This is a genomic window from Candidatus Rickettsia barbarica, assembly GCF_041477405.1.
Taxonomy (GTDB): domain Bacteria; phylum Pseudomonadota; class Alphaproteobacteria; order Rickettsiales; family Rickettsiaceae; genus Rickettsia; species Rickettsia rickettsii.
In genome coordinates this window covers 22,067-34,735 of sequence record NZ_JBEWYL010000005.1, presented here as the reverse complement: position 1 = coordinate 34,735, position 12,669 = coordinate 22,067, and the positions used below count along the sequence as shown (strand labels likewise).

Below are 12,669 nucleotides of genomic sequence, written 5' to 3'. Positions count from 1 at the left end.
AAATTTATAAAAATATTTGTTCTTTGGAGAGAAAAATAAATGTCAAAAAAATCAAGGGTTAGAAAAATATTTAATAAGTTAAAATCTTATTGGACTAGTTTTAGACAAAGTAAAATCGGTAAAATATTATTTAGCAATAGTTTAAGTTATGCAGTTTCCATAGCTTCTATAGCAATTACAGTTTCTGGACTTTTTACTCCTATATCACCGATAATTATAGCTGTAGCTGTTGTTTCAGGAGTTAGCGTAGGAATTCAAGCTGTAAATGAGACTTTGAAAGTGCATGATTTGCGTAAACTTCATAAAGAGAATAATTTATTAGTACATAACAGAAATGCTAAAAGTCAGCAAGATTATATATTATCATTAGAACCGAGCTTAAAAGATATTTTGAAAAATGAATTATATACGCCGCAAACGGCAGGTAAGGATGCTACTCAAGATAAGTATGAGTTAAATGTAAATAAATTGAAAAGTACAGGACGAATATTTGGCAATAATTTAGGTGGAGCCGCAAATGGGGCCGCTTCTATTATTAAAGGTGCGAGCGGTAATATGCTTGATATATTAAAAGCTATGGGTTACGGTGTAGTTACGACCGCATCATTAATTATCGACGGTCTTACTGAAAAGGAAAAAATAGAAATAAAAGCAATTTTAAATTAAATATAAATGAAGAATATAAAAAACAAGATACTCCTATATATAAAAATTTAGAACAATTAGAGAATTATACTAAGAATCAAGTATTGCAAACATTAGCTTTAAAAAAATTAATAACGGATAAGAATTATTGGAGTATGAATAAAGACCAAACAATACAAAAATTTCGAGAAATAATAGGCAGTTTTAATTCTGAAATAAAAAGAAACGGTTTAGAAGAATTTTTTAGAGAAAATAAAATAACAATGGATAATAGCGAAGAGAGCTATGTTAAAGATATTAAAAATGTAATGAATCCATTTTATGAAAATCCTAGTAAAGCCGAAGGATATAATCCTTTAACTAAAGCTATGGATAAAGATAACGTTAATAATGCTGAAATAAAAACGACAAAAAGTGAAAATTTAAAAAGGATGCAAAAAAGAAAGCGAAATTTAACAATATGAAATGATTATTATAACTCACTGCTAGTTACAAATTTGTAAGAGGTAGTATCGCTAAATATTCTATGCAATAGTTCATTATTAAGAGCATGGCTAGTTTTGTAGCCTTTAATTGCACTTACAATGCTAGTGCCGTTGGTATATAAATCACCGAATAAATCTAATAGTTTATGGCGAACAAATTCATCTTTATAACGTAAGCCGTTTGGGTTTAAGATTTTATCCTGCTCATCTATTCCTATAGCATTCTCAAATGAGGCACCTTGGGCAAGCCCTTTGCTTTTCAAATAATCAACATCTCTTATAAAGCCAAAAGTTCTAGCATCCGCAATATTTTTAGTAAAAGATTCTTGATCCCTAAAACTTAGATTTTGTCTGCCTATAGCTTTACTACTAAAATCAATGGTTAAATCTACAGTCATGTGATCGGAAGGAGTACAATATAATTCACAATCTTTATGAACTACTTTTATATCTTTTAAAATTTTTAGATATTTTTTAGGAGCATTTTGTAATTTTTGTCCTGCACACTCAATCATAAACACAAAAGGTTTACTACTGCCGTCCATAATTGGTACTTCAGGACCGTCAATTTTAATAATTGCATTATCAATGCTGCATCCCCAAAGTGCTGCCATTAAATGTTCAATTGTTGAAATTTGAACTTTATGATCATTACTGATAGTGGTAGATAACAAGGTATCGGAAACATTGAAATAGCTAGCTTCAATATAATTATTTTCAGAAGATATATCGGTTCTAATGAATATAATTCCGGTATTTTCTTTAGCGGGCTCTATAGTTAACTGGGTACGTTTTCCTGAGTGGACCCCGATTCCGTAACAACTAACCGGTTTTAATAATGTACTTTGCTGCATTTTAGGCATTGTAAAAATATATTTAGATATTAATATTTAATGCCAAATTATACAAGTTATAGTATGTTACAGAATATTACACATATACTCGATGAACTTCAAAAATTGGCTGTGTCATCCTACAAGAGTTGCGATACTCACGTATTAATTATACGCGCTGCTCCTCACCTTGTGGATTCCTTGCTCTTTTTGAAGTTGATCTTCGTCTGTTAGTATAAGACTTCTTGCATAACTTGCTAATAAGGAGAAATTTGAAGGAGACACAGAACGCAGAACCGCAGCGTACACGTAAGTAACGTGACGATTCGAGTACCGGATCGACGTACAAATTACCTTTATTAGCAAGTTATGCAAGAAGTCTTATTAAAATCTATATAATGTATACTTAATACAATACCAAAAATGATAAGCTACAAAACTACCGACTACGGCAAAAATAGAAAATAAGAAATCACTGCCGTTAATAGTGCCGTAAGGTACATGAGATGATAAAGCTCCGGCATATGTACCGATGCTGCACATTGAAAAATACGAAAATAAAGCTGTTCTAAGTTCGTAATCCCTAAATTTATCAATTAGTATTAAAATATTGCAAATATAAATAGATCCTAAACAACTACCGATTAGTATTATATATAATATATTAAGGTTTTTATTAGTTCCATGAAGCGGTAGTAAAATAAAGCAGACGAGCAGAATTATAGTTAGTGATAAATTAGCCAAATATTTATTTACTTTGCTTAATATATAGCATATAGGAATTATAGAAAAACATATTGCTAGAAAAATATATTTTAGTATAAGTCTTAAATTAATTAATGCTAATTCTTTCTTTAATGCAAAAGCTTCATAATACCATAATATATCCAAGGTGACATAAGCAACTACGAAGCCTGTCAATAATTGTAATTCGACATTTTTTATTAAGGATGAAAATTTGGAATTTAAATTTAATTTATGAGATGTAGGATTATAATGCAGAAATTCGGTTAGTATATTGATACAATATAACAATGCACAAATTACTATAGTATTATTTGTCGGTGTTATAAATGGATTTAATAAATCTACCATTAAGTTTCCACCCGCCCATAACAACATTATACAAGCTAAAAAAAAATATTTCTTTTCTTTGCTACTCTCAATAATGTCTAATGTTATAGAAGTGAAATATGAAAATGTTCCAAAATTAATTACAATAAAATTAATTTTAATTAGAGTATAATTATTTAATAAAGTTAGGTTTATTGTACAAATAATTAATAAAGATAAGCTAATTAAAATAATTTTTTGATTACTTAACTTATTAATTAACTGTGTTAAGGCAAAGCCTGCGATTATCGAACCTATAAATTTAGTTTGATTGATATGATTTATTTGTTCTCCGCCTAGATTTTTATTTAGCAGTAAAAAGATTTTAAAATTATAAAAATTTATAGCATTGATACAGGAAAAAATAAATATTCCCAAAAGTGAGAAAAAAATAGTTTTGTAATCGTTTTTTAAAGTCATAAATTAAGTGTTTGCTAAACATAAATACATGGTATATAACTCATAATTATAATGATTAAGCTTACTATCTTAAAAATTAAAGAGATTCATAATTCCATTATTTAAGTATATATGGATAGTTATTAGATTATCAGCTTTTAATCAAGTATGGTAGTCTTATTTGTAATTTGTATATAATTATTGTTGAATTTTTAAAAAAATTAATGAATTAAATAATATGAAAATATTTTAATGTAAGGAAAATAATAATATATTTTTTAGTATTTTAAAGAGGTGTTATTTGAAGTTTATCTAGAATTTCATTTTTGCTCTTTACTCATAGATAAATTATCTATTTAAATAAATTAATACAAGATAAACAATGATTTTTCTTAAGATGCAAGTATTATATTAATTATTTGTTCTTCAAGTTAGTGAGCAAGATAAATGAATAAAAAGATTATAATTGATGCTAATTTTCCAAGCGAAACAAGAGTAGTTTTATTAGGACAAAGCAACAATATAGAAGATATTGAATTTCAAACAACCGTAAGACAACAAAATAAAGGTAACATTTATTTAGCAAAAGTTACAAGAATAGAACCGTCGCTACAAGCTGTTTTTATAGAGTACGGAATGGATAAAAGCGGTTTTTTACCGTTTAGTGAAATCCATCCTAACTATTACAATTTGTCTACCTCGGAGAGAAATTTTCCGGTTAATGCTTTTCCTGAAATAGCTCTTTCAAATATTACGGTTGAGGATGATAAAGAGAAACCGGCTGTTATATATGATGCTTTGGTTGATAGTGAAGAAATTGACCTAAAAACCATAGAAGATTTAGTAGAGAGTACGTTCCAGTCAGAACTTAATTTAGAAGCGGCTGATGATATTGAAATGATTCAAAGCGGTACCCCTGAGTCAAATATTCCACAATATAAACAATATAAAGTTCAAGAAGTAATAAGAAAAAACCAAATATTATTAGTGCAGGTTACTAAGGAAGAACGAGGAAATAAGTGCGCCGCTTTTACTACTTATATATCCTTGGCTGGTAAATATTGTGTTTTAATGCCTAATAAAGGTTTGCAAAACGGTATATCGCGTAAAATATCAAACGGGGAAGAAAGAAAAAGACTGAAAGATATTTTAAATAAAATAGTAAGCGGTGACAAAAATGCTTATAGCGTCATTGTTAGAACCGCAGGTAGAGGAAGTAGCACCTTAGATTTAAAGAAAGACTATAATTATTTAGCAAGGTTATGGAATAAAATTCGTAAAAGTACTATTAAATTTCCGGCTCCGTGTTTTATTCATGAGGAAGATAGTATAATACGTAAAACCATACGTGATATGTGCGATCACAATGTTAAAGAGGTGGTAATTCAAGGACAAGAGGGTTATGCAGATGCTTCAAAATTTATGCAGGATTTATTACCTTCAGAGCTTGTAAAGCTGAAAGAGCATAAAAGTAAAACTCCTATATTTACTAAGTTTCAAGTAGAAGAGCAATTAGTTAAATTATATCAGCCTGTAGTGACGTTACCTTCAGGAGGATATATCGTTATTAATCCCACGGAAGCTCTTATTGCAATTGATGTAAATTCCGGTAAATCAACTTCTGAACAAAATATTGAAGAAACGGCACTAAAAACTAATTTAGAAGCAGCCAAAGAAGTAGCAAAGCAAGTAAAGCTTAGAGATCTATCAGGTTTGATAGTTGTTGATTTTATAGACATGAGCGAAGCTAAGAATCGTAAAATTATTGAACGATCCTTTAAAGAGTTTTTAAGTCGTGATCGTGCTCGTATACAAACCGGTAATATTAGTCAGTTTGGACTACTTGAATTCTCAAGGCAGAGATTACGTTCTTCTTTCTTAGAAACTAATGCGGCAATTTGTTCTCATTGTAACGGTAAAGGAGTCATTAGAGCAAGTGACGCTAATGCTATGTTAATTTTACGTACTATAGAGAATGAAATTTTTGAAGAAAGAATTGATGTAATAAATGTTTTTACCAATATCGTTTCAGTTCTTTATCTACTTAATAATAAACGTGCTGAGATAAAATTTATTGAAGAAAAATATAATATAAAGCTTAATTTTTATTCCGATCCTAATGCTACATCAGATAGTTATTCGATTGAAAAAGTGAAGCTGTTTAAGAAGAATAACAATAATTTTAATTCTGTTAAGCCGGTAATTCAGAATCATAATGCCGATTATACTGAAGAAGATCTGAAAAAAGAACAGTTACGCAAAAATAAACATAAATGGAAAACAGCTAATAATAGTAATAATGTTGCTAATGAAGTAAAAGATAAGAGTTTAGAGGTAGAAGAATCGGTGGAGCAAACCGTAAGCGTTGTGGAAGAGGTGCAAGTTGTGGAAAGTAATGCCGGCTTAGAAGAAGCACAAGCTGCTCCAAAAAAGACAAAACGTAGATATCGTAATAAAACATCAAATAAGAAATGTCCTTCTAATACCGTCGAAGATATGGAAACGAATGCAGAGTCTTGATTTGAGGGCTAATATGTCATTCCTGCGAAAGCAGGAATCCAGTAATCCTTAATGTCACCCCGTGGTCAAGCCCACGGGGTCCATAAAAATAATAAAAAATACTAATAATATTAGTATTTTTAGCTGGATCCCGCGATCAAGTTGCGGGATGATAAATGATAAACCTATCCACGCCACAAGGCCTACGCGGGGATGACATAGTAATGCTGTAATGACGCGATAAAAAACATAAACTTAAAATAAAAGTGCAGAAAAGTTTAATTACAAAATGGTTGTGTATAAGTTGTATAATGGTCATAGCGACGATTGTTATAGGGGGGATAACAAGGCTTACCGGTGCTGGTTTATCTATAGTTGAGTGGCGTCCGGTAACCGGTATTTTGCCGCCTTTTAGTTTTGAAAGCTGGCAATCGGAATTTGCTAAATATAAAGCTTTTCCTGAATATAACTCTGTTAATTACGGAATTACTTTATCACAGTTTAAGTTTATTTATCTGTTAGAGTTTATACATCGATTACTCGGTAGAATTACAGCTTTAATATATATTGTACCTTTAATATATTTTTATTTTAAAGATGTTATAAAAAATCGTGACATGCTACCTTATATAATTGCTTTGTTGTTATTTTGCGTACAAGGCTTTATAGGGTGGTATATGGTTAAAAGCGGTTTGTTGAATAGCCCGTATGTTAGTCATTTTCGACTTGCTTTTCATTTAATGATCGCCGTAATTATTTATCACATACTTTTTTATCAACTAATAAAAAATCGTTGTGATATGTTGTTAATCCTGTCACAAACAGATTTTAAATTACCATTAATATTTTCCGGTATTGCTATTACTGTAGTATATGTGCAAATTTTTTTAGGTGCTTTAGTTGCAGGGCTTGATGCAGGGCTGATATATAATAGTTTTCCGCTAATGGATGATAGATTTATTCCGATGGAGATAAAAGATAATTTCTTTGATCTTAAAAATTGGTATGATCCGGTTTTTATACAATTCATACATCGTTTAGTCGGCTATAGCGTATTTTTGGTTGTTGTAGTTTTGATAATTTGCTTGTTAAAAATAGAGCATCCGAAATTAAATAAGATAGCGTATTTTCTAATGATTGCATTATTTATGCAGGTATCTACCGGAATAATTACTCTTTTATACTCTGTACCTATAATAATTGCCTCTATACATCAGCTTTTTGCTATAATCCTTTTATCTATAATAATTTGGTGCTATTTTTTAATAAAAAGTTCCTAATTTATTAAAAATATGATCATCGATGTCAATACTCCTATTTCTTCTAGATTAGATAAATATTTAAAACGTCTATATCCCTTATTGACTCAAGGAGTAATAGAGAAAGCATTACGTCAAAAACAAATTACCGTTAATGCTCAGAAAGCAGAAGCGAGTTTAAGAGTAAAGGGCGGCGATAAAATTTTTATTAACGATAAGTTTAATTTACCTGTTAAGCAACCTGAAAAATTAGTTTTTACCGACGCTGAAATTAAGCTAGCGAAGAAAATTACTACCGATTATTTGATATATGCAGATGATAATTTAATAGCTATAAATAAACCTGCAGGTCTTGCTACTCAAGGTGGCACTAAAATAAATTTATCTATTGACTCTGCATTAAAATATTTGAATTATAAAGGTGCTGATTTTAAGCTAGTACATAGATTAGATAAAAAAACAAGTGGTTTGCTCTTAATAGCCAAAAATTATTTAAGTAGTGTAAAACTTCATGATGCTTTTAAAGAAAAATTGGTTGTAAAAACATATTTTGCCGTAACCTATGGGAAGCCAATTAAAAATGTAGGCGAAGTTAGAAGTAATATAGAAAAGAGTAAAGGAAGTACACCTAAAATTACTGATATTGATGGTGAAAATGGTAAACTTGCCATTACTTATTATAAAGTACTTAAATCACTTGATAATAACTTATTTTTAATTGAATTTACGCCGGTTACAGGTAGAATGCATCAATTAAGGTTGCATGCTAAATTATTAGGTTGTCCGATACTGGGAGATGATAAATATGGTAATAAAGAAATAATGCCATATAGTAAATATATGTTCTTGCATGCTAATAATATATGTTTATCTGAAAAAATTTTTGGTCAAGAGAGTAAGTTAGAAGCAAAATTACCGTTTTATTTTACTAGACGTCTTACATAACTTGCTTCTAAAGGTAATTTGTACGTCGATCCGGTACTCGAATCCTCATGTCAAGTGTATACGCTGTGGTTCTGCGTTCCGTGTCTCCTTCAAGTTTCTTTTTATTAGCTGCGTTATGTAAGACGTCTATTGATAAGTTTGTGGAGTGTTGCAGTTATGATGTATAGATATTTGTTATTGTTGCTTTTTTTTATTACTAATTGTATTGATTGTTTTGCAGATATACAGCAAAGAATCAATGAAGCAGAAAAAGAATATATCAGTAATAGATTTTTAAATGCCGTTTTTATGTTTGCCGATGATTATAAACCTTTATTAACCGGTGCTAAAGGAATTTTTGCTTTAAATGGTGAGCAATTAAAAGCAAATGAAATGATGCCTATTGCTTCTGCTACAAAGCCTTTTACAGCAGCGGGAATCTTAAAATTACAAGAACAGGCATTATTAAATATTAACGATAAAATTTATAAATATCTTGATCCAGAAATGTGGGGTGGAAAAGTGCCGGATTGGGCATATAAAATATCTATCCATAATTTATTAACGCATAGTAGCGGTATTGCTGAATATTTTAGTTTTGTTAAACTTGATTTAAATATGCCTAAGAAAGAGATTCACAAGAAAATATTACAATTTGTTTCTTCTAAGCCTTTAGAAATATCTATAGGGAAAAAATTTAAATATAGTAATACTAATTTTGTTATACTCGGTATGATTATAGAAAAGCTGGCTAAAAAAGATTTAGCTAACTTTTTTTATGATGAATTTTTTAAACCGCTTAATATGAAATCTACTAGTTGTGCTTCATATAGTGAAGCCGCTAGAATCCAAAAAAACGTTATTAGTTCTAATTATCCGGTAAGATATTTTTTAACGCCTAATAATAGTAATAAACCTATATTTACTCCTGTAACTGCTGATTTTTTAGCAGTTCCTTGTGCTGACGGTGGTATAATATCAACACCGGTTGATCTTATTAGATGGTATAGGGCATTAAATGAGGAGAAAATTCTTGCTAAGAAGTCGTATAAACTTATGACTACTAAATATTTTTTAGCACAAGATATAGAAGGGCGTAAGTCTTATATGGGCTACGGTATTTTTCTTACTGATCTTGATTCTAAGCGTTTAATGATTCATTATACGGGAAAGGCCCTTGGAATACAAAGTGAAGCAGGATATGTTTTGCCTGATAATCTTTATTTTGCTATACTCAGTAATACTATGATAAAAATTCCTGAAGAAGAAAAAGATAAAATTGACATGAAAAATCCTTTAAATCAACTTGGAATAAGTTATTTTAGAGATGCAATAATAGGGGCAGCTATAAAAAATTAAATAGACTTGTTGTGTAACCTATCGTATAAAGAGGAATTTGAAAGCAACACGGAACGCAGCACCGCAGCGTACACTTAGTACGTGAGGATGCGAGTACCGGATTGACATACAAATTACCTTTAGAAGGAGGTTATACAACAAGTCTAATGAAGATAGTTACTTGGAATATTAATTCATTGCGTCTACGGATCGATTTATTAAGAAAATTAGCATATGAACATAAGCCGGATATTATTTTACTTCAAGAAACAAAGGTAGCTGACTCATTATTTCCTCTTGAAGTTATTAAAAATATAGGCTATGAACATGTAATATATTCAGGGCAGAAATCATATAACGGTGTTGCTATTATTTCAAAATTTCCTTTGAATAATGTTTTTTCATTGGAGTTATATAATAGTGATAAAAGGCATATAGCAGCTATAGTTAATGATATAGAAATACATAATTTTTATGTTCCTGCCGGCGGTGATATACCTGATATCGAGGTAAATACAAAATTTAAGCATAAGCTCGAATATGTAAGGTTAATGCAGGAATGGTTAACGACTAACCGTACTAAAAACGATAAAATGATTATTGTTGGGGACTTGAACATTGCTCCGCATGAACATGATGTATGGTCTAGTAAGCAGTTGCGAAATGTTATCAGCCATACCGATATTGAACGCTCGTTATTGGTAGAGCTACAAAATGTGTTAGGTTTTATTGATAGTAGCAGACATTTCGTATCGCTTGACGAAAAATTTTATACTTGGTGGAGTTATAGAAATATAGATTGGAAAAAATCTAGCAGAGGTAGAAGACTTGATCATATTTGGGTTAGCGATAATTTAAAAGGTGCATTATTTTCTATGCATTTACTATCAGAAGCACGTGATTGGTCTTCACCTTCGGATCATGTACCATATTTTGTGACTTTTAATTTACAGATGTCATCCCGTGGTCAAGCCACGGGATGACAATAGTCTTAAGGAGTAATTAGTGGATATTAAGTTAGGAAAATATAAGCCGACAAAGGAAGAATATATAAAAAGCTTTAAAGATATGCTCCTACTGCGTCGTTTTGAAGAAAAATGCGGTCAGTTATACGGAATGGGAGAAATCGGTGGTTTTTGTCATTTATATATAGGGCAAGAAGCAGTAATTGCTGCGGTAGATATGGTTAAACAAAAAGGTGATAGCACTATTACTAGCTATCGTGACCATGCTCATATTATTTTAGCAGGCACTGAGCCTAAGTATGTTCTTGCCGAGCTTATGGGGCGTGCTACAGGTTGTTCGAAAGGTAAGGGTGGCTCGATGCATTTATTTAATGTACCAAACAAATTTTACGGTGGACACGGTATAGTAGGGGCTCAAGTACCGATAGGCACAGGGCTTGCGTTTGCTGAAAAATATAACGATACGCATAATATCTGTTTTACTTTTTTAGGTGACGGTGCCGTTAATCAAGGTCAGGTATATGAAGCTTTTAATATGGCTGCTTTATGGGGTTTGCCGGTAGTTTATATTATTGAAAATAACGAATATTCGATGGGGACGTCTGTAGCACGTTCTACCTTTATGCGTGATTTATATACGAAAGGGGCATCGTTTGGGATTAAAGGATTTCAGCTAGACGGTATGGATTTTGAAGAAATGTATGACGGCTCTAAGCAAGCAGCCGAGTATGTTAGAGAAAATAGCTTTCCTCTGATATTAGAGGTAAAAACTTATCGTTATCGTGGGCATTCGATGTCCGACCCGGCAAAATATCGTAGTAAAGAAGAAGTTGAGCAATATAAAGAGCGTGATCCGTTGGTAATAATAAGAAAAACGATACTCGACAATAAATATGTAACCGAAGCGGATTTAAAAGCAATAGAACAGTCGGTAAAAGAAATTGTGAAAGAAGCAGTAGCATTCTCAGAAAATTCACCGCTACCTGATGAAGGGGAGTTGTATACACAGGTGTACTGTTAAGGCGTCATTGCGAGGAAAAACTGTAAGTTTTGACGAAGCAATCTCAGGAATTTGTTATTATTTCATGAGATTGTCACGCAGCCTACGGCTGCTCGCAATGACGTTCACATAGGCAAGCCTCCTTGCAATAACGTTTAATTTAATCAAATAATAAAAAAGAAAAATGCAAATAACGGTACGTGAAGCATTGCGTGATGCCATGCAAGAAGAGATGATAAGAGACGACAAGGTTTTCGTCATAGGTGAGGAAGTTGCAGAATATCAAGGAGCTTATAAGGTAACTCAAGGATTACTAGAGCAATTTGGTCCTAAGAGGGTAATTGATACACCGATAACGGAATATGGTTTTGCAGGGCTTGCAGTCGGAGCAGCTTTTGCAGGACTGCGCCCGATCGTAGAGTTTATGACTTTTAACTTTGCTATGCAAGCATTCGATCACATAGTTAATTCAGCTGCAAAAACGCATTACATGTCAGGCGGGCAGGTCAAATGTCCGATAGTATTTAGAGGACCAAACGGAGCAGCAAGTAGAGTAGCTGCACAACATAGCCAAAATTATACAGCTTGCTATTCCCACATTCCGGGATTAAAAGTAGTAGCTCCTTATAGTGCAGAAGATCATAAAGGACTTATGCTTACAGCTATTAGGGACGATAATCCCGTTGTTTTTTTAGAAAATGAAATTTTATACGGTCATAGTTTTGACGTGCCGAAAACAATCGAGCCTATACCCTTTGGTCAGGCAAAAATTTTAAGAGAGGGTAGTAGTGTCACTATAGTAACTTTCTCGATTCAAGTAAAACTTGCCTTAGATGCTGCAAATGTTGTGCAGAATGATAATATTGATTGTGAGGTTATTGATCTTCGCACTATTAAACCGCTTGATACTGAGACAATAATAGAATCAGTGAAAAAAACTAATCGTTTAGTTGTAGTGGAAGAAGGGTGGTTTTTTGCAGGTGTTGGTGCAAGTATAGCTTCTATTGTTATGAAAGAAGCATTTGATTATTTAGATGCTCCAATAGAGATTGTAAGCGGCAAAAATCTTCCCCTTCCTTATGCTGTTAATTTAGAAACACTAGCTCTGCCGAGTGAGAGCGATGTAATAGAAGCCGTTAAAAAGGTTTGTTATTATAGTATTTAATGTATTAGCTTAGTTTTTTCGTCATTGTGAGCAACTGAAAGAAG

The 12,669-nt window shown here is 31.7% G+C and carries 9 protein-coding genes and 4 pseudogenes; 10 read left to right on the top strand and 3 right to left on the bottom strand.

Translation table 11 applies throughout. The features are described from left to right. Nucleotides 1–39 precede the first annotated feature (39 nt). Nucleotides 40–1,109, top strand: a pseudogene (locus tag ABVF33_RS06795) (hypothetical protein). 8 nt (nt 1,110–1,117) lie between these two features. Here the strand turns inward: ABVF33_RS06795 and lpxC are convergent. Further along, nucleotides 1,118–1,984: a UDP-3-O-acyl-N-acetylglucosamine deacetylase gene (gene lpxC / locus ABVF33_RS06790; RefSeq protein WP_499706763.1), complete on the bottom strand. Its 867-nt coding sequence runs from the start codon at nt 1,982–1,984 to the stop codon at nt 1,118–1,120. Nucleotides 1,985–2,208: 224 nt separating this feature from the next. On the opposite strand from lpxC, the pseudogene ABVF33_RS06785 reads away from it, so the two are divergent. After that, nucleotides 2,209–2,358, top strand: a pseudogene (locus ABVF33_RS06785) (palindromic element RPE1 domain-containing protein); the annotation flags it as partial. On the opposite strand, the gene ABVF33_RS06780 reads toward ABVF33_RS06785, so the two are convergent. Next, nucleotides 2,348–3,496 carry an MFS transporter gene (locus ABVF33_RS06780; protein ID WP_499706762.1) on the bottom strand — a complete coding sequence of 383 codons (1,149 nt, stop codon included), beginning with the start codon at nt 3,494–3,496 and terminating at the stop codon, nt 2,348–2,350. The pseudogene ABVF33_RS06785 and the gene ABVF33_RS06780 overlap by 11 nt on opposite strands. A 426-nt stretch (nt 3,497–3,922) precedes the next feature. On the opposite strand from ABVF33_RS06780, the gene ABVF33_RS06775 reads away from it, so the two are divergent. The 3 genes from ABVF33_RS06775 to ABVF33_RS06765 all read left to right on the top strand — a co-directional run bounded on the left by ABVF33_RS06775 (nt 3,923) and on the right by ABVF33_RS06765 (nt 8,178). Beyond that, a complete protein-coding gene (locus tag ABVF33_RS06775; RefSeq protein ID WP_499706760.1) occupies nt 3,923–5,995 on the top strand; it encodes an Rne/Rng family ribonuclease in 2,073 nt (690 codons plus the stop codon). A gap of 245 nt (nt 5,996–6,240) precedes the next feature. Next, nucleotides 6,241–7,254 carry a COX15/CtaA family protein gene (locus ABVF33_RS06770; RefSeq protein WP_499706759.1) on the top strand — a complete coding sequence of 338 codons (1,014 nt, stop codon included), beginning with the start codon at nt 6,241–6,243 and terminating at the stop codon, nt 7,252–7,254. 12 nt (nt 7,255–7,266) lie between these two features. Next, nucleotides 7,267–8,178, top strand: coding sequence for an RluA family pseudouridine synthase (locus ABVF33_RS06765; protein ID WP_499706758.1), 912 nt, complete (start codon nt 7,267–7,269; stop codon nt 8,176–8,178). Here the strand turns inward: ABVF33_RS06765 and ABVF33_RS06760 are convergent. After that, a pseudogene (locus tag ABVF33_RS06760) lies at nt 8,160–8,290 on the bottom strand (palindromic element RPE1 domain-containing protein); the annotation flags it as partial. The gene ABVF33_RS06765 and the pseudogene ABVF33_RS06760 overlap by 19 nt on opposite strands. Nucleotides 8,291–8,334: 44 nt before the next feature. On the opposite strand from ABVF33_RS06760, the gene ABVF33_RS06755 reads away from it, so the two are divergent. The 5 genes and pseudogenes from ABVF33_RS06755 (at nt 8,335) to ABVF33_RS06735 (ending at nt 12,625) form a co-directional block, all read left to right on the top strand. Further along, nucleotides 8,335–9,516: a serine hydrolase domain-containing protein gene (locus ABVF33_RS06755; RefSeq protein ID WP_499706757.1), complete on the top strand. Its 1,182-nt coding sequence runs from the start codon at nt 8,335–8,337 to the stop codon at nt 9,514–9,516. Between the two features lie 15 nt (nt 9,517–9,531). Then, a pseudogene (locus tag ABVF33_RS06750) lies at nt 9,532–9,650 on the top strand (palindromic element RPE1 domain-containing protein); the annotation flags it as partial. A 12-nt stretch (nt 9,651–9,662) separates the two neighbouring features. Further along, a complete protein-coding gene (gene xth, locus ABVF33_RS06745) occupies nt 9,663–10,478 on the top strand; it encodes an exodeoxyribonuclease III (protein WP_499706811.1) in 816 nt (271 codons plus the stop codon). A gap of 22 nt (nt 10,479–10,500) precedes the next feature. Further along, nucleotides 10,501–11,481 (top strand): pyruvate dehydrogenase (acetyl-transferring) E1 component subunit alpha, encoded by a 981-nt coding sequence (pdhA, locus tag ABVF33_RS06740; protein WP_499706756.1) that lies wholly within the window; start codon nt 10,501–10,503, stop codon nt 11,479–11,481. Between the two features lie 163 nt (nt 11,482–11,644). Then, nucleotides 11,645–12,625 (top strand): pyruvate dehydrogenase complex E1 component subunit beta, encoded by a 981-nt coding sequence (locus ABVF33_RS06735; RefSeq protein WP_499706755.1) that lies wholly within the window; start codon nt 11,645–11,647, stop codon nt 12,623–12,625. The last annotated feature ends 44 nt before the right edge of the window (nt 12,626–12,669 follow it).

Excerpts from the sequence above, each read along its gene's own strand:
- lpxC (WP_499706763.1), bottom strand. The coding sequence starts at position 1,984 with ATGCAGCAAAGTACATTATTAAAACCGGTTAGTTGTTACGGAATCGGG.
- ABVF33_RS06780 (WP_499706762.1), bottom strand. The coding sequence starts at position 3,496 with ATGACTTTAAAAAACGATTACAAAACTATTTTTTTCTCACTTTTGGGA.
- ABVF33_RS06775 (WP_499706760.1), top strand. The coding sequence starts at position 3,923 with ATGAATAAAAAGATTATAATTGATGCTAATTTTCCAAGCGAAACAAGA.
- ABVF33_RS06765 (WP_499706758.1), top strand. The coding sequence starts at position 7,267 with ATGATCATCGATGTCAATACTCCTATTTCTTCTAGATTAGATAAATAT.
- ABVF33_RS06755 (WP_499706757.1), top strand. The coding sequence starts at position 8,335 with ATGATGTATAGATATTTGTTATTGTTGCTTTTTTTTATTACTAATTGT.
- xth (WP_499706811.1), top strand. The coding sequence starts at position 9,663 with ATGAAGATAGTTACTTGGAATATTAATTCATTGCGTCTACGGATCGAT.
- ABVF33_RS06735 (WP_499706755.1), top strand. The coding sequence starts at position 11,645 with ATGCAAATAACGGTACGTGAAGCATTGCGTGATGCCATGCAAGAAGAG.